General features: G+C 64.3%; 12 protein-coding genes and 1 riboswitch. Of the genes, 7 read left to right on the plus strand and 5 right to left on the minus strand.

The genetic code is table 11. From position 1 onward, the window contains the following. Nucleotides 1–218 precede the first annotated feature (218 nt). Nucleotides 219–1,049, plus strand: a complete 831-nt coding sequence (locus GXP39_05500) for a sulfite exporter TauE/SafE family protein (GenBank protein NOZ27494.1) — start codon at nucleotides 219–221, stop codon at nucleotides 1,047–1,049. Nucleotides 1,050–1,179: 130 nt separating this feature from the next. Here the strand turns inward: GXP39_05500 and GXP39_05505 are convergent, their stop codons facing one another. Then, on the minus strand, nucleotides 1,180–2,448 hold the full coding sequence (locus tag GXP39_05505; GenBank protein ID NOZ27495.1) for an MFS transporter: 1,269 nt from the start codon (nucleotides 2,446–2,448) through the stop codon (nucleotides 1,180–1,182). 209 nt (nucleotides 2,449–2,657) lie between these two features. On the opposite strand from GXP39_05505, the gene GXP39_05510 reads away from it, so the two are divergent. Together GXP39_05510 and GXP39_05515 are read left to right on the plus strand one after the other, a co-directional pair. Next, nucleotides 2,658–3,926, plus strand: a complete 1,269-nt coding sequence (locus GXP39_05510) for a hypothetical protein (protein NOZ27496.1) — start codon at nucleotides 2,658–2,660, stop codon at nucleotides 3,924–3,926. Between the two features lie 70 nt (nucleotides 3,927–3,996). Beyond that, nucleotides 3,997–4,149, plus strand: a riboswitch (cobalamin riboswitch). 157 nt (nucleotides 4,150–4,306) lie between these two features. Then, a complete protein-coding gene (locus tag GXP39_05515) occupies nucleotides 4,307–4,693 on the plus strand; it encodes a hypothetical protein (GenBank protein ID NOZ27497.1) in 387 nt (128 codons plus the stop codon). 21 nt (nucleotides 4,694–4,714) lie between these two features. Here the strand turns inward: GXP39_05515 and GXP39_05520 are convergent, their stop codons facing one another. From GXP39_05520 to GXP39_05530, 3 genes are all read right to left on the minus strand, one after another. Next, on the minus strand, nucleotides 4,715–5,638 hold the full coding sequence (locus tag GXP39_05520) for a hypothetical protein (protein ID NOZ27498.1): 924 nt from the start codon (nucleotides 5,636–5,638) through the stop codon (nucleotides 4,715–4,717). A 66-nt stretch (nucleotides 5,639–5,704) separates the two neighbouring features. Beyond that, entirely contained in the window at nucleotides 5,705–6,739 is a 1,035-nt protein-coding gene (locus GXP39_05525; GenBank protein NOZ27499.1) for an amidohydrolase family protein, read from the minus strand. A gap of 121 nt (nucleotides 6,740–6,860) precedes the next feature. Next, nucleotides 6,861–8,327 carry a sulfatase-like hydrolase/transferase gene (locus tag GXP39_05530; protein ID NOZ27500.1) on the minus strand — a complete coding sequence of 489 codons (1,467 nt, stop codon included), beginning with the start codon at nucleotides 8,325–8,327 and terminating at the stop codon, nucleotides 6,861–6,863. Nucleotides 8,328–8,747: 420 nt separating this feature from the next. Between GXP39_05530 and GXP39_05535 the strand changes: the two genes are divergently transcribed. From GXP39_05535 to GXP39_05550, 4 genes are all read left to right on the plus strand, one after another. After that, on the plus strand, nucleotides 8,748–9,725 hold the full coding sequence (locus tag GXP39_05535; GenBank protein ID NOZ27501.1) for a DUF362 domain-containing protein: 978 nt from the start codon (nucleotides 8,748–8,750) through the stop codon (nucleotides 9,723–9,725). A 92-nt stretch (nucleotides 9,726–9,817) separates the two neighbouring features. Continuing rightward, complete coding sequence (locus GXP39_05540; GenBank protein ID NOZ27502.1) at nucleotides 9,818–11,023, plus strand: iron-containing alcohol dehydrogenase; 1,206 nt, start codon at nucleotides 9,818–9,820, stop codon at nucleotides 11,021–11,023. Nucleotides 11,024–11,139: 116 nt separating this feature from the next. After that, nucleotides 11,140–12,666, plus strand: coding sequence for a 4Fe-4S binding protein (locus tag GXP39_05545; GenBank protein NOZ27503.1), 1,527 nt, complete (start codon nucleotides 11,140–11,142; stop codon nucleotides 12,664–12,666). Between the two features lie 18 nt (nucleotides 12,667–12,684). Beyond that, the gene (locus tag GXP39_05550; protein ID NOZ27504.1) at nucleotides 12,685–14,955 is read left to right on the plus strand and encodes a response regulator; all 2,271 of its coding nucleotides are present in this window, start codon (nucleotides 12,685–12,687) and stop codon (nucleotides 14,953–14,955) included. Here the strand turns inward: GXP39_05550 and GXP39_05555 are convergent. After that, complete coding sequence (locus GXP39_05555; GenBank protein NOZ27505.1) at nucleotides 14,869–16,071, minus strand: response regulator; 1,203 nt, start codon at nucleotides 16,069–16,071, stop codon at nucleotides 14,869–14,871. The two genes, GXP39_05550 and GXP39_05555, sit on opposite strands and share 87 nt — an antisense overlap. Between the last annotated feature and the right edge of the window lie 767 nt (nucleotides 16,072–16,838).

Genomic DNA, 16,838 nt, shown 5'->3' on the forward strand with positions numbered 1-16,838 from the left:
ACGGACTATCTGCTTGGGCGAGTGTTGGCGGTGCTGGGGTAGAGGGTGGTGCTTGGCGATGGAGGCTCGTTGCAACCGGAAGCGAAAGGTGTGCCGCTGTCCATGTCAGGGTGGAAAAGGCCCAGGTGTTAAGCGTCCACCGCCGGGTGAATGAGACGCAAGAATCGTCAATGGTGCATTTTATCGCTTGCGTTGATTTCATACGGAGGTGGATGGTCATGGATGTGACGTTTTTTATCTGGTTACTGCTCGCCGGCGCAGGCGTTGGCTTCATCAACGGCATGTTTGGCGTAGGCGGCTGCTTCCTGATGGTGCCCACGATGTTTTTTCTGTTCAAGGGCTTGGGTGTGCCGGTGGATACGGCGATGAAGATCTCCCTGTGCACCAATATGGCGGTGGTGGTTCCCACCGCCCTGAGCGGTGTGTTGCGCCATGCTAAGATCAGGAAGTTCTCCAGGTCTCACTACTGGAATTTCGCCATCCCGGTGGGAGTCGGTTCACTGTTGGGGAGTGGCCTCGCCGTCTTCGTGCCGGGGGTGATCTTGAAAGTGCTGTTCGGTGTGCTGTGCCTCATTGGAGCATGGCGCTTCATGACGGCCAGGCCGCGTCCGGTCGACAAGATGCCGTCGATAAGACGGAGCAGGTTCTGGCCCATGGGCTTGGTCGGCGGGTTCATCGCCCATTTCCTGGGCATCGGTGGCGGGTTGGTCTATGTGCCGGCGTTGAACACGATCCTGGAGGTGCCGATCCATCAGACCGTGGCTCTTTCCCAGGCGACGATGGTCATTGGGTCCTCAGTGGGCGCGTTGGCGTTTGTGTTTCTTGGCCTGTTCCGGAACCTGACCGATCTTCCGCCGTGGAGCCTGAGCTACTTCAATCTGGCGGCGTGGCTGGCGTTGGTCGTAACCAGTATCCCGATGGCCCAGGTGGGAGCGATCGCGGCCCACAGGTTGAGCGCCAGACGACTGAAGTTCCTGCTGGCGTTACTGTATGTCTATGTGGGCCTGAAGCTGATTGGTGTGTTCTCCTGGCTGGGATTGCCGTTGTGATAGGCTGGTAGATCCCTTTTACCGTGCTTTCAGGTGCGACGTGTTGTGAAAGGCGCGTCGCACCTTTCTTTACCCGTGAGGGATCGTCCCCCTTTGACTGCGGACACCAGATGGCGTCAGGTACTCCGCTTTAAAGACCGGAGCTGGTGTAGGTCTGTCGTCCCATCGCGGCCGCCCAGCCGGCGATGATCAGCATCAGCGCGGCACATCCCAGATAGATGGCGGGCAGCCCGGTGAGCGGCAGGAGGGCATACGCGGCCAGGGGACCGATGGCGCTGCCCAGGTCGCCCATGGTGTAGAGCACGCCCAGCCCCCGCCCGTGTCGTTCGCCGGCGGATAGATCCCCGATCAACGCGGTTGCCAGGGCCTGGATGCTGCCGCCCGCGGCCGCCCCGATCAGCGGACCCACAATCAGGGCGAGGCCGCCCGGTGCGGCCAGGAGCCCGATCCCCACCGCGCCGGCCACCAGGCTCCACGCCAGCAATCCCCAGCGGTGGCCGGAGCGATCCGAGAGCTGGCCGGAGAGGGGGGCGCCCACCAGGCTGACCAGCGTGCGCCCTGCCAGCAGCCCGCCCGTCACCGTGGCCACGCCGATGCTCCACCCATCCCCGTGTAGGCCGCCCCCCACGCGATCCTGTACCAGAAGCCCCAACGTGGCGGACAGGACGCCTGCGACCACCAGGCGGTTGATCCCATGAGCGGCCGCGGCTGCCCACATCGCGGGCGTGGCCAGGGACAGGCTGCGCAGGAGGGAACGTCCCCCGACCGTCTTCCAGGATCCGATGCGTGCGGACTGGGGATTGCGGGTGTGGCGGGCGGATAGCGCCATGGCCGCCGTCAGCGCGCCCACGGCCGATACCCCGGCGCCGATTCCCAGCGCCGGGCGGTACCCCACCGCGTCGGTCAGCACGCCTCCCAGGAGGTATCCCAGCGCCGCTCCCAGGAAGAACCATAGCTGATAGACCCCCACCCAGGCGCCGCGCCGGGCGGGCGGGGCCATCTGCAACACGATGGCGTTCCCGCCCACCCAGATACCCGACCAGGCGATACCCCACATCAGCCGACCCACCAGGAGCGATGGCAATCCCGAGCTCAGCGCATAGATCGCTGTGGACAGCACGCCCAGCCACAGCGCGCCCAGAAAGAGCCGCCGTCGATCGGCCAGGCGGTCGTAGAGCCACCCGGCCGGCCCGTTGGAGGCCAGCCGGATGAAGCGGTTCACGCTCAGAACCACCCCGATGGCTCCCAGGGTGATGCCGGCCTCCCCAGCGTGGGTGGGCAGCACCGCGTAGAGGGTGGCGTCCCCCATCAGGGAGAGTGCCGTGGCCAGGCCGAGCGGCCAAAGCATTCGCATCGCGCCGACGTCGCCGGGCGTGATGCCATCTATGGCTTGGGACATCGCGGGATCATCCTCTGTCTGGGCGTTGGAATCCGTCCCATTGTGCCTGATCCTCCTCCTCGCGTCAACTGATGTTGTCCATGCCGGCCTGAACGACCTTGAATGCAGCCCTCTCCCTTCGGCGGCCATATCCTTGGCAGCCGTTCAGATCACGGGTATACTTTACCCGTTGGCGATCTACTGAGATACAAAGGCTTCAGGAGAGGATCATGCACGAGACCGTACGCCAGCGCTTGCAGGCCGCCATTGAGCAAATCCCTGCCGTGGACATTCATTCTCATATCGATTTTCGTCGCCCTGCCGCTACGGATGTGGGCGATGTCGTCTTTTATCACTATATCGTCAGCGAGCTGATGACCGCAGGGATGCCTCGCGCCCTCCTCTCGTCGGAGAACGCGCCGCGTGATCGCCTCCGGGCTGCGGTGCCGTACCTGTCGCGCATCGCGAATACCAGCACCTATTGGACCTTGCAGCGCATCGTTCGCGATCTATACGAGATCGAGGGGCCCTTGGATGAATCCGCGTGGATGCGGTTGTGTGATCGCGTTGAGGCGGATGCTCGCCAGCCTGAGCGCGCCGCGTATGTGCTCCGGGAAAAAGCTCGCATCCGGCGCACCTTCCTGACGTTTCGGTGGAATGCCGCCTGGGAAGGGGTGGATACGGCGCTCTTCTGCCCCACGGTGCGGGTGGAGGCGCTGGTCAGCCAGCCGTGGGATGATGATCTGGTGCAGCTCTTGGAGGATCGAGCCCAACAGAGCATCCGCACCGCTGCCGACGTCGAGCGGGCCATGCAGCAACTCGTCAGCTCGTGGCGGGAGCAGGGGGTGGTCGCCCTCGCCGCCTCCTTCGAGCGCGAGCGGTTGTGGGATTGGTCGGCGCCGTCGCCCAGCCGGGTGGACGCGGCGTTGCGCGCCCTCCGCCGCTCCGAGGCGCTCAGCAACGTGGAGGCGGATGCGCTCAACGTGTTCGCGTGGCGCAGCCTGCTGGCCGCGTGCGATGCCAGGCGCATCCCTGTGCAGATCATGGTGGGGATACGCCGGCTTCCCGGGGGGCTCCGGCTGCCGGTGACGAAGCCCGACACATTGGCCGCCCTCGCGGTGCTCTTCGCCGATTTCCCCAATCTGCGCTTCGACGTCGCTCTGGCCAACCCCGTTCAGTCGCACGAGCTGGCCTCGTACGCCAAGATGCACCCCAATGTCTCCGTCGCAGGCTACTGGTGGTATGCTCTGAATCCCAGCGTGATCCGCCGCATGTTGCGGGAGAGGATCGAGCTGCTGCCGGCGAACAAGATCCAGGGATTCTTCTCCGATGCCTATTGCGTGGAGTGGAGCTACGGCAAGATTCAGTTGGTGCGCCGCCAGATCGCACATGTGTTGGCCGGCATGGTGGAAGAGGGGTATCTGGAGGAGGAACAGGCGGTCGATCTGGCAGCCGATCTATTGGATCGCAATCCAGGGCGGCTTTACTTGGGAGAGTGATATGGGCGATACTTGCCGCTTGACAAGGAGGTCGTGACCCGCTACAATCCCTGTGTAACTTGACAACCGATGACATAGCGCGCGCAGAGGTGCTCCAGTGGCCCGGAAGCCCGGAGCACAATGGGGGAAGACCGGTCAAAGTCCGGCGCTGTCCCGCAACTGTAGCCTGAGCCACTTGGCGGCTCGGGGAGCCAGGATACCCGCCTCTGCGTTTGCTCGTCACCACCTTCGAGGCAAAGGGGGCCGAGCGTGCGAGATCGCTTATGCCCCCGCCGCGCTTCACAGCGCGGCGGGCTTGCTTTCTGCACACAGGCCCCTCCCGATGCGGAGGGGCTTTCGTTTCCCCGCGATGCCTCCCCACACATCTGAGAGGAGCCATCATGGAACAACAGCTATTGCCCTTCTCCGACGCAGGGGATCACGCGCGTCAGGAGCGCGTCCTGGCGCCGATCCTGGCCAGCGCCGCGCTCGGCCAGCGTGTGTTGATCGTCACGTTGCGCTTTGGCGCCGATGTCTGGTGGACCATCCACGCCGAACGGCATGATCTGGATATCACCGTGCTGCCGCTGGAGCTTCCGGTCGGCGTCGGATCGTTGCCGTGGCTGGTGTCGCTGCGCCTGGCCGAGGCCGTGTGGCGGGCGCTGCTTTACGACGTCGTCGTGCTCTATGGCGCCCGGGAGGCCTTGAGCGCGGGGCATGTCATGCCTGACGCCTTGCTGGCCTACTGTCGCGTCATCGCCAGGTACACGCAGCTGTTCCTGATCTGATCTCGGCGCTCTTCGTGGGGATCAAAGTGTGGAGGGGACCTCTCCTCTTGCCCACTCGGCGGGAAAGGTCGCCAGGCGAATCTCGTTGGTGTTGTTCGGACGCGCCGCCTCAAAGTATACGAACACCTGTTCCCCAACGACCATCCAATGGGAGTAACGGAAGGTGTGATAGTCGCCAGGCGTTGTGCTCTTCAGTAAGGGCTCGTGCGGTGTCAGGTCTACAAACGTTCGAAGATCTGGCGAATAGGCTAGGCCGGTCGCGATGTTGTACACGGGATCTCGCCATCGCAGGTTCGATCCCTCGTAGACGAACAGGTAGCCCACCGCCATAGGGAGGACGCTGGCCGGGCGAGTGAAGAAGTTATGCCAGCCTTGGCTCTCCATGATCGGGCCCTGTGCGGCAGGTCGCCATCTTTCTCCATCCTCGCTGACGAAATGATAAGGCCGTTCAACGCGGTCGGTGCCGATGACGAACATATGCCACCGCCCTTTGGCCCACAGGACGACCGGGTCCTTGTAGCCGGTGACGTGTACGAACTCGTCGTCGGGATAGTCGGCCGTGAGGACCGGCCGCGCGGAGCGGGCATCGAAATCCGCAGGGTCTGCCACGTCTTCGAACTTCAGGATCACCCAGCCGCGCTCCAGCCCGCTGCATCCATACAGCTTGTATCCGCCCGTCATCGGATCGCGCACAAGCGCCGGCCGCTCGAAGACGGGCACGCCCGCGTCCTCTCGCAGGATGTGGTGGATCGGCTCGAAGTGATGCCCATCCGCGCTCTTGAGGATGCGGATCTCGTATCCCCTTCGGCCGCGCGGTGACCTGCCCTCTCGCATACGAGCGGCCATGTAGAACGTCCCATCGTCGGCCCGGACGACGGACGGGGCGCCCGCCCACCACTCGGGCGTGTCCTCATCGGGCTCGAGGATGACCTCATATCGTGACATCGCGGAGACGATCCTTTCGAACATCGCCTTCAATCCCTCCGTGTGAGCGCTGGAGGTCGTTCCCGACTATAGCTTCAGCAGGCGGGTTGCGTTCTCCTGGTAAACCCCCTGCAGTACCTCATCCGGCAGGCATACGCCGTAGATCCGCCAGCGGCCCTGGGGTGGGATAGGGGCGCCCGGGGCGTATTCAAAGTACTCGTCCGCCGTCTCCAGGAAGCGAAAGTAGGTCTGATATGTCGGGATGTCGGGGCGCGCGTCCGTGCCGAAGAGGATGCGATCAGAGTGCTTCAGGAACCATGCCCGGGCGGTGTAGGGTGCCCGGCCCAGCTCCGCGATGCGGGCCGAGATGTCCGTATAGAGGTTCGGGTATCGATCCATCATCCGCGATACGAAGCCCTGGTTTTCGGGATAACAGCCGACATGCGCGGTGATGAACGTGGTGCCGGGGTGCGTCTCGATCATCCGGTAGAGTGCGTCGATGAGCTCCTCGAAGGAGGGATATTCCGGGCCGTAAAAGTGCCACTCGGGACGGCGGCGGAGCTCATCCCAGCGCTCGTTGAAGCGATCCAGTGGGCGGAAGAAGGCCACCGGGTCGGCGGTGTGGATCAGCACGGGGATCTCGAGTTCGCCGGCCTTGTCCCACAGATCGGCGATGCGCGGGTCGTCGGGCATCACCAGGTGCCCCTTCTGATCCCGGATCTGCAGCCCCAGGCGTTTGAAGATCTTCAGCCCCCGTGCCCCGGCCTTCACATCCTCTTCCAGCCGGGCCGTCGCTCTGTCCGCCCAGCCCGGCCGGCCGACGTCGGTCCAGTCCACGTTGCAGAAGGTGACGAATCGGCCGGGGTAGGCGGCGTCGAGCTTCTCCACGCTCTCCTTCAGCCGGTCACCCGTGCCGCCGCTGAGATTCACGATGGTGGCGATGTTGAGGTAATCCATCATCCGGACGAGTTCGTCCAGATCGACGCCATGCATGCGTTTGTCCCATACGGGCAGGTGATTGTGAACGTCTACTACGGGGAATTTCGCCCGAGGTACGTGATGCTGAGGTACGACGAGCTCCGAGCGCGGTTGATAGTCCTCGGCGAGTAGCACATCGCGCATGGCAGATCCTCCCAGTTTATGGCGTGCAGTGGGCACGGCGAAACGTGAGTACATAATACGTGACGAACGATGGAGGCTGACAGACGCGCGCTGGATGAGCGGCGAGAGGGGGATCTCACGATCACCTGCTTCGCCATCTCCACAGATCCGATCGGGGCTCTACCTCGAACATGGTCGGCAGCCAGTGATGGAAGTTGTCGCCCGCTGTCACGAGGTGCTCGTAGAGCCGGGTCATGAGGTCTCGCTGGATGTCGGCGTAGGCCGGGTGATCGTACAAATTATGGAGCTCGTACGGGTCGGCTTCCAGATCGTACAGCTCGTTGATGTCGGGCGGGTTGACGACGAGCTTGTATCGGTGCGTGCGGATCATCCGTTGCGGGTATGGAAAGTGATGGCCGTGGAACTCGGCGAAGACGGCGTCCGGCCAGTTGGCCTCTGGATCCCGCAGCAGCGGGATCAGGCTGCGGCCGTCCAGCCCGTCCGGCACGGGCACTCCCGCCATGTCCAGGAACGTCGGCATCAGATCGGTCAGGGATACCAGCGCGTCACACGTGCTGCCCGGCCGCGTCACCCCCGGCCAACGGATGATCATCGGGATGCGGTAGATGTCATCATACATCATCGGCCCCTTATCGGCCAGTCGGTGGTTCCCCACGAATCCCCCGTGGTCGGAGGTGAAGCAGACGGCCGTGGCGTCCGCTAACCCCAGCGCCTCCAGCTCGGCCAGGATGCGACCGATCTGCTGGTCGATTAGGTTTACATAACCCCAGTAGGCGGCGGTCACCCGTTGCCACACGGGCCAGGGGTAGGTGTCGAAGGCCCAATGCTCGTGGTAGCGTTTGTGGACGGCGGGCTTGCCGGCGAAGGTCTCCGCCATCGATGGGTGGCGTTCGACCTGATCCGGGGGATAGCGATTCAGCACGGGCTCGGGCAGGAAGTAGGGGAGATGTGGGCCGAAGAAATGGCAGGCCAGGAAGAAGGGATCCCCCGTGCGGTGGAAGCGATCGGCGTAACGGCGCAGGAATTGGATCGTCCGCTCCGCCAGGTAGTAGGGATAGGTCGCCTCGACCGGCGCGTCGTGGACGCCCATCATCGGCAGGGAGGGGCGCCCGTTGGGGAACGTGCCGCGCACTTCGTCCCGCACGGAGAAGCGGGGCAGGCCGCGCTCTTCCAGATAGCTCAGATAGTCCGGGTGGTCGTAGGGCGGCGCCCAGCCGGGGTAGTGCTCCCCCTCGAAGCCGTAGTAGGCGGGGCCGCGCTCGACGCCCACGTGCCATTTGCCGACGTTGCCGCACGCGTATCCCGCCGGGAGCAAGTAGGCGGGCAGAAGGGTATTGTGCTCGGGGATCTCCCACGGGTAGCCCACGTTGCGCTCAAAGTTGGCCAGCATGCCGTGGCGGAACGGGGCCACGCCGGTGAGTAGCGATGTGCGCGCCGGTGTGCAGATGGCCGTGCAGGTGAAGGCGTGGGTGAAGCGGGCGCCCTCCGCCGCCAGCGCGTCCAGATGGGGCGTCTCGCAGATCTCGGCCCCGTAGCATCCGATCGTGTCCAGCCGGTGCTGGTCGGTGGTGATCAGCAAGATGTTCATTCGATCGCCCATAAGCTCCCTCGCCGATGAGAACGTTCGTGGATTTCGATCCGTTCGCCTGCCCACCATACACGTCCGGCTGGGTGATGTCAAGGCGGCGGCGCCGGAGGGCGAATCCCGTGGGGGCGGACGCCCGGTTGTAGGGCGATACGGGGGAAAGCTTTGAGGGGCTTTTCCCCAGACGGGGAATTTATCTGCAGGGGCGATTCATGAATCGCCCCTGCCCCGGTAACACCCATGAGGGAGACCCCAGGGTTCAGAGGCCCCTCCGCACCACTCCTGGGAGTTTGCGATGGGCATCGTGGGTTGTTTCGCGGCATTTCCACCATTGGATACGCCACCTTGCTGGCTATTCCAACATGGGCGTGGTAGAATAAATCGCAAGGTATGAGGATCGATCTGAGAGAAAGGACGGGGACCATGTCTGAGATGTGGAATCGGCGTGAGTTCGTGAAGCGATTGCTGGCGTTGTCCGCGATCGGGGCTGTGTTGAGCGCCAATGGATGCCGTTCAGAGCAGCCGGCTGCCCCGGAGGCGGAGACCTTGCCGTCCACTCCACCCCCGACCGCCCCGGCGGGTGCGGTGGACCTGGCCGTGGCGCATGGCCCGGATGCCGATCCGGCCGAGCTCACCCGGCGCGCCATCGCCGCACTGGGCGGGATCGAGCGGTTCGTGAAGAAGGGAGATGACGTCATCGTCAAGCCGAACATCTGCACCGCGGCGCATACCTACGAGTACGCGGCCACCACCAATCCCCAGGTCGTGGGAGCGATCGTGGCGTTGTGCGTGGCCGCGGGCGCCAAGCGGGTTCGGGTCATGGATGCCCCCTTCTCCGGGACGCCGCAGCAGGCCTACGAGCGATCCGGGATCGCGCAGGCGGTAGGCGAGGCCGGGGGCGTCATGGAGGTGATGAGCCCGGTCAAGTACAAGGATACCCCGATTCCCCAGGGCAAGGATATCAAGAGCTGGCCCATTTATCAGGAGATCTTTCAGGCGGACGTGGTCATCGATGTGCCCATCGCCAAGCATCACAGCCTGGCCGGGCTGACGCTGGCCATCAAGAACCTGATGGGTGTGATCATCCCCAACGGCCGTGGGCGCTTCCATCGCAATCTGCATCAGCGCTTGGCCGACCTGGCGACCGTCGTGCGGCCCACGCTGACCATCGTGGACGCGGTGCGGATCCTGACGGCTCATGGGCCGACCGGTGGCAACCTGGATGATGTGAAGAAGATGGACACGGTGATCGCCAGCAGTGATATCGTGGCGGCCGATGCCTACGCGACCACCCTGTTCGGCAAGAAGCCCTCGGACATCGGCTACATCGTGAGGGCAGCCGAGATGGGCCTGGGCCGGATGGACCTGGACGCCCTGAAGATCGAGAAGATCGCCCTTTGAGCGGATTTTCCTTTGGGCAGGCCTGATGGCGTTCCGCTGGGACGAGGCATCACTCGCCCAGCGGGGCCGACATTTCGCGAGGAGAGGGGATCATGGCGACTTATTGGACTTTCCACACGGCTGGGGAGACCTTCTTCGGTCCGGGAGCCGTTCAGGAGCTGAAGGCACAAGCCCGTCGGCGCGGGCTCAAGCGCGTCCTGGTGATCACCGACGCGCCGTTGGTCCAGGCGGGGCCGGTGGACCGGGTCACCGATGTCTTGAAGGCCGCGGGTGTGGCCTTCGAGATGTTCGACGAGGGTGAGCCAGAGCCGCCCATGCACGTCATTCTCGCCTGCGCGGAGCGAATTCGGGCTGGTGATTACGACGCGTTGGTGGCCGTGGGCGGTGGCAGCAACACGGACCTGGCGAAGGCGGCCGCGGTCGTTGCCCGATACGGCGGCCATCCCCGGGACTACATGGGCGAGGACCTGGTGCCCGGCCCTATCATGCCGCTGATCGCCGTCTCCACTACGGCGGGGACGGGATCGGAGGTCTCCTCGGCGGCCGTGCTCAAAGATCCGGATACGGGGGTCAAGGGGGCCATCCTCAGCAATCTGATACGCCCGGCTGTCGCCCTGTGCGATCCCGAGCTTACCCTGACCTGTCCGCCCCGGCTCACCGCCGCGGCGGGCATGGACGCGCTCACCCATGCGATCGAGGCCTATATCAACATCGATTTCCACGCCAAACCCGCGCCGCCGGAGGGGCCCGCCCTGTTCCAGGGCAAGGGCCCGCTGACCGACGTCCTGGCCCTGCGCGCCATCGAACTCATCGGCCGGAACCTGGAGCGCGCTGTGCATCACGGGGACGATCTGGAGGCGCGCACCGCCGTCCATCTGGGCAGCCTGATGGCCGGGATGGCCTTCTCCAACGCGGGCGTAGGGGTGGTGCACGCCATGGAGTATCCCGTGGCCGAGCTGGCGCATCGCCCTCATGGGGAGGGGAACGCGTTGCTCCTGCCGTACGTGATGGAATTCAACCTGCCAGCACGCCCCAAAGCGTTCGCGGAGATCGCCCGGGCCATGGGCGAGGACGTGGAGGGCCTGCCGGAGGATCAGGCGGCGGCTCGGGCGGTGGAGGCCGTGCGTCGCCTGGAGCGGGCTGTGGGTGTGCCCATGCGCCTTTCGGAGATCGGCATCACGGCCGAGCAGGTGGACTACATCGCCGAGAGGACCTTCAGCCTGAAGCGACTGATGCTCATCAACCCTCGGCCGGTGACGCTGGATGATCTGAAAGAGATCGTGCGTCGGGCGTTGTAAGGGGGGCTTTGCCGATTCGGAATCCTCTGCCTGGGTGCTCACAGCCCAGGCAGAGTTCTTTCATCCGCCGTCGCCGGAGATAATCCTTCAAGCGTTTGACCATGGGAGGAAGATCTTTGCGAGCACAGACCTGGCGCCGGGTGCGTCCCTGGATACAGGCCGTCTTGTTCCTGCTTTTCCTCTATCTGTTCCTAACAGCGGGCCGTGATTCCTGGCTGCCGGCCGACCTCTTCTTCCGCCTGGACCCGCTGGCCGGCCTGGCCGGCATGCTGGCCAGCCGACGTCTCATTCCTTCCCTGCTCCTGGGCACCCTCCTCGCACTGGTCCTGGCGCTGGCTCTGGGGCGGGTATGGTGTGGCTGGATCTGTCCCCTGGGCACTGTATTGGATTGGACGCCCGGTCCTCGCCCGCGGCTGGACCAGCCGGATCCCTCGCCGCGCTGGCGGCAGACCAAGTACTTCCTGCTGACTTTGATCCTCGTCGCGGCCCTGGCGGGGAACCTGACATTCCTGATCCTTGATCCCATCACGTTGCTGTATCGCACTTCGGCGACCGTTCTCTGGCCGGTGTCGAACTTCCTGATCTCTCGCGCTGAGACGCTCGCCTACACGGTGCCCTTCCTGCAGGCCCCCATCGATGTCTTTGAGGCCGCGGTTCGTGGGCCTATCCTGCCCCTGTATCAGCCGCTGTACCGGGGAAACGTGTTGGTCGCGTTGTTCTTCGTCGCCATCCTGGCGCTCAACGCGATTCGTAAGCGGTTCTGGTGTCGTTATCTGTGTCCGCTGGGGGCTCTGTTGGGGCTGGTAGGCAAGGTGGCCTGGCTGCGGCGGGTGGTAGGGGACGAGTGCATCGATTGTCACCTGTGCGCCCGGGCCTGCCCCATGGGGACCATCGACCCGGCGCGCGGCCACGCGAGCGATCCGTCCGAGTGCACTCTGTGCCTGGATTGCGTACCGGTGTGCTCGCGTTCCGAACAGCACTTCGTCGGGCATTGGCGGCCGGCTGCCTGGCGCGCGTACGATCCCTCACGCCGTCAGGTCCTCACGTCGGCCGGCGCCGCGCTGGCGCTGTTGGGGCTTTTCGGCGCGGAGCCCGCGGCCGGCCGGGAGCATCCCTATCTTATCCGGCCACCGGGCGCCCGCGAGAACGACTTCCTCTCCAAGTGCATCCGGTGCGGCATCTGCGTGAGGGTGTGCCCCACGTCGGGGCTGCAGCCGAGCCTGGGGGAGGCCGGGTGGGCCGGGCTGTGGACGCCGGTGCTGATTCCCCGGCTGGGATACTGCGATTACGCCTGCAACGCGTGTGGGCAGGCCTGCCCGGTGGGCGCCATCCCGCCGCTCACGCTGGAGGAGAAGCGGCAGGCCGTGATCGGCCATGCGTACATCGATCAAAACCGCTGCATCCCCTGGGCGGATCTGCGGGACTGCATCGTGTGCGAGGAGATGTGTCCGGTTCCGGATAAGGCCATCGTGTTGGAGGAAGTAGACGTTCAGACGCCGGATGGGGAGCTCGTGCACGTCCGGCGGCCGCATGTGGTGCGAGAGCGCTGCATCGGCTGTGGGATTTGCGAGAACCACTGCCCGCTGAACGGCGAGGCGGCTATCCGGGTCTACGTGCCCACCGATCTGAGCGTAGGGTTTTGACGGACGAGGAGGCACATTATGGCGAGGACGGGTATGACCGGAGGCAGTGACCTGGCTTATCTGCGAAGGGAATCCTTCCAGATGATCCTCATCCTCGTCATGGGCGCCCTGTACCTGTGGATCGGAGTCCTATTCTCGCGCAATCTCTGGTTCAATCGCTCCTGGTTAAGCCCCCTTCCGATCATCGTGGGGTTGGCCGCCGCGTTCGTCCTTCAGAGGGAGAAGCTATCCTCCGCCGCCATCAGCGCCATCACGGGCATTACGCTGGCCGTATCCCTCCTCATGTGGCGTTCCGGCCTCGACGTCGCCCCCTACATGCTGGTCATCGTCGTCAGCCTGACCAGCCTGCTGTTCAGCCCGCAAGTCGTGGCCGGCGTTGCCCTCCTGTGCAACGGCCTGGTTCTCGCCATCGGCGTCCTCCGCTTCGGCTATTCCCCTCTCTCGTCGGAAGTTCTGGGGCCGATTCTCCTCATCAGCGCGGTTGGCATCCTCTCCTCGCTTTCGGTCCGCAACCTGTACCTGGTGCTTCACTGGGCCTGGGAGCGCGCCATGACCGCGCAGCGTCGCGAGGAGGAGCTTCGAGATCAACAGGCCGAGCTGGCCCGCACGTTGAAGGCTTTAGACGAGGCCTGTCGGCGATTGCAGCACCTGAACTATGAGCTGGCCCAGGCGCGCGAGGCCGCCGAGGAGGCGCGACTCGTCAAGCAGCAGTTCGTGACCAATATCAGCCACGAGCTGCGCACGCCGCTGAACGTTATCGTCGCCTTCAGCGAGATGATGTACCTGTCCCCGGAGAGCTACGGGGGCGTCCCGCTACCCCCGGAGTATCGCGGGGACATCCGGGAGATCTACCGCAGCAGCCAGCATCTCCTCCGCCTGATCGATGACGTGCTGGACCTGTCCCAGATCGAGGCCGGCCGGATGCAGATCTATCTGGAGCCGGCCGACCTGCGTGCCGTGATCACGGAGGCTCTCGACATCATCCGCCCCCTGATGCGGGGCGCGCAGATCGAGCTGCGCGTCGACATCCCCTCCCATCTGCCTTCGGTGTTGATGGATCGGGCCCGGATACGACAGGTGTTGCTCAATCTCCTCAACAACGCCCGGCGCTTCACCCATCGCGGCCATATCACCGTGCAGGTCGCCCAGGAGCACGAACAGATCAGGGTGACCGTCGCGGATACGGGGATCGGCATCGCGCCGGAGGATCATCACAAAGTGTTCGAGGAGTTCCGGCAACTGGATGGCACTACAACCCGATGTCAGAACGGTAGTGGGCTCGGGTTGGCCATCAGCAAGCGGTTTGTGGAGATGCACGGGGGGCGCATCTGGGTGGAGAGCGATGGGATCCCCGGCCACGGCAGCCGGTTTCACTTCACGTTGCCCCTGGCAGGCACCCAGATGGTGGAGAGGAGCTCGGTGCATCGGACGCCGGTGGCCTGGATGCGGCCTCGCGGCCGCGGCCGAACCGTCTTGCTCCTGGATCAGGACCCGACCATCGTCCGCATGATGGAACAAACCCTAGAACAGTATGTGGTCGTGCCCGTTGAGGACGCCTCGGAGGTCCCCAAACTCGTCGCGGAGCTGCATCCCCGCGCTGTAATCCTCAACCCGGCCCGAGGGCGCCAGGCGTGGCGACAGATGCGAACGTTGCGCCAGCGCCTGGGGGACGCCGCCCCGCCCGTCATCCTGTGCCCTTTGGTGGGGGAACGCCAGATAGGGCGGGCCCTGGGCGTGATGGACTATCTCGTCAAGCCGATCTCTCGCGCCGCGCTCATGGACTTGCTCGATCGGCAGGACGAAGGCGTGCGTCGGATCCTCATCCTGGATGACGACCCTCGGATGGCCCGGCTCCTCTCGCGCATGATCCGCTCGGCGCCACGCGAGTATGAGGTGGTGCGCGCGTACAGCGGATCGGAGGGGCTGCGCAAGATGCGACGTCAACGCCCGGATCTCGTCCTCCTGGACCTGATCATGCCGGAGATGGATGGCTACGCTGTATTGGCCCAGATGAGGGCGGACGCCAGGTTGCACGATATCCCGGTCGTGGTGATCACCGCTCGCGAGCGCACTCCGGAGGAGGAACGTCGATTGGGGAAGGGGATGCTGATGGTCACCAGTGGGTCGGGCTTCACCAATGAGGAAGCGCTGCGTTACCTGAACGGGCTCCTCGAGGCCGTCCCCCCGCCTCCTCCCTCACGGTTACGACGCGCCGGACAGGTTGGCCAAAACGGACAGGAGGTCGGCCTGCGTGACCGGCTTGTGCAGGTAGGCGACGGCTCCCAATGAGCGCGCCAGATCCGGGTCATCCAGCACCGAGCAGATGATCACCGGGATGTGCTGCGTGGCGGGGTCGTTCTTCAGCGCCTGCAGGATCTCCCACCCATCCTGGGCGGGCATCATCACGTCGAGGGTGATGGCCGTAGGTTCCAACTCCCGCGCAAGCCGCAGCGCCTCGGCCCCGGTGGTGGCCCCGACGACCTGGTACTCGTATCCGGCCAGGAAGCGGCGAAACGCCCGAATGACGGATTCGTTATCCTCCACGACGAGGAGGACCTTCTGGCCATCGGTCGGGAAGGAGAAGCGGCACGTATACCCCGCCGGACTGACCTGCAAACCCTGCCATTGCCCGCCCATCATCTCCACCAGCCGTTGTGAGAAATCCAGCGCCGGTACGTGGGGATCGGATACGTCTCCCGAGAGAGATGAGACGTCCGCTCCGGCGACCAGCTCAATGAGGACCCTTCTCCTCTCATATCGCATGTGGAGGCTGATCTTCTGGATGCCCGGCAAGGTGATCAGGCGGCTCAGGGCGTTCAGGAGGACTTGCCTGAGCAAAGTGCGGTTGCCGTAAATGGACGGGAGCCGGGGGCTCAGCGCACATTCCAGGGCCACACCGCGTTGCTCCGCGAGATGGCCGATGGCCTTCAACACCCCACGGACTACCTCGATGGGATCCACAGCCTCGCGCTGGCTAAAGATGCGCTCCGCCTCGGCGACGATCGGGTCTTCCGCCTCGGCGGGTGGCGACGTCTGTCGTGGAAGCTTCTCCCACAATACGTCGGCCAGCGCCATAAGCGCCTTTTGTTGCTCGCGGAAGAACTGCCGTCGGCTGCACGCCAATTCCCGCAGGATCTCGGGCAGCGGCCACCGCTCCACGTAGCGGTATACCAAGAGGGAATAATATCGGGCATGAGGCGCGTCCGAAAGCGGCGTATCGGGGGGATACAGCTCCTCAATGCTCTCCAGCAAGAGGCGGTGAAGCCGCTGGGCCCGGCTGGGGCCCTCGTGTTCATCCCTGGGCCAATATTGCAGGGCCAGTGGATGATCTTGAAGGTGCGGGTAATCGTATAGATGGGCCAGGGCGTCCTTGACCAGCCGGATAAACTCCTCCCGTGTGCGCATATCGCCGTCCCAGGTTCACGGTAAACTGTCACCAATCGGGCACTGACGTGGCACTTTCCTGCCCTCTCCAATAGCCTCTCCAGCTATACTTAAACATGGGAGCGATTTAGCCCGGCTGTCATTATACCACCTTCTATTCCCCCGTGACAGACGTTCCAAGAGGGGTGATGTATCCGAAAGGGTGGAAATCCCGCGAGACGGTCCACAACGCTTACCGCAAGCCCACAGGGGGGATCGGAGGGACCTCCCTTCGCCAGGGCATCCCCTTGCCGCCTGGCACCTGCCCTTTCCTGACCTGATTCGGGTAGACGGAGTCGGGCGAGGCAGGTCAGGGGCGGAAACCAGGCAGTTTCTTATTGAGGAGCCCAGCTCCTCAAGGCTCCCCGCTGCATTTCCGCCGAAAAAGGTGCACGACCAAGAGGTCATCCACACGTCGGTTCATCACCAGCCGTGTATTGCGGAGAGAGGAGGTGAGACTGGGACAAAGAAAGGTTGATGGCCAAGCTCATCGTGCCCACCCGCGAATACGGAGAGGGGACGCTGTATGGGCGGAAGGACGGCTTGCCCCTGAATCGGCGGGCGAGGCACACGGATCTCCGGCGGTTCTCTGTGAGCCCGATGTCTATACCTGTCACGTTTAGCAAACATCCCACATGTGGGATGTTTGGCGTGACAAAGGAGGGAGAGCGATGTCCGTGCTAAACGAGATGGCGCGCAAGTGCGTCACACGACGGGAGATGCTGCGGTTTCTGGGGGTGAGTGCGGCG

Source organism: Chloroflexota bacterium (assembly GCA_013152435.1).
In the GTDB taxonomy this organism is placed as follows: domain Bacteria; phylum Chloroflexota; class Anaerolineae; order DUEN01; family DUEN01; genus DUEN01.

What these genes read in the sequence shown, in the direction of transcription:
- GXP39_05500 (NOZ27494.1), top strand. Translation starts at nt 219, where the DNA reads ATGGATGTGACGTTTTTTATCTGGTTACTGCTCGCCGGCGCAGGCGTT.
- GXP39_05505 (NOZ27495.1), bottom strand. Translation starts at nt 2,448, where the DNA reads ATGTCCCAAGCCATAGATGGCATCACGCCCGGCGACGTCGGCGCGATG.
- GXP39_05510 (NOZ27496.1), top strand. Translation starts at nt 2,658, where the DNA reads ATGCACGAGACCGTACGCCAGCGCTTGCAGGCCGCCATTGAGCAAATC.
- GXP39_05515 (NOZ27497.1), top strand. Translation starts at nt 4,307, where the DNA reads ATGGAACAACAGCTATTGCCCTTCTCCGACGCAGGGGATCACGCGCGT.
- GXP39_05520 (NOZ27498.1), bottom strand. Translation starts at nt 5,638, where the DNA reads ATGTCACGATATGAGGTCATCCTCGAGCCCGATGAGGACACGCCCGAG.
- GXP39_05525 (NOZ27499.1), bottom strand. Translation starts at nt 6,739, where the DNA reads ATGCGCGATGTGCTACTCGCCGAGGACTATCAACCGCGCTCGGAGCTC.
- GXP39_05530 (NOZ27500.1), bottom strand. Translation starts at nt 8,327, where the DNA reads ATGAACATCTTGCTGATCACCACCGACCAGCACCGGCTGGACACGATC.
- GXP39_05535 (NOZ27501.1), top strand. Translation starts at nt 8,748, where the DNA reads ATGTCTGAGATGTGGAATCGGCGTGAGTTCGTGAAGCGATTGCTGGCG.
- GXP39_05540 (NOZ27502.1), top strand. Translation starts at nt 9,818, where the DNA reads ATGGCGACTTATTGGACTTTCCACACGGCTGGGGAGACCTTCTTCGGT.
- GXP39_05550 (NOZ27504.1), top strand. Translation starts at nt 12,685, where the DNA reads ATGGCGAGGACGGGTATGACCGGAGGCAGTGACCTGGCTTATCTGCGA.
- GXP39_05555 (NOZ27505.1), bottom strand. Translation starts at nt 16,071, where the DNA reads ATGCGCACACGGGAGGAGTTTATCCGGCTGGTCAAGGACGCCCTGGCC.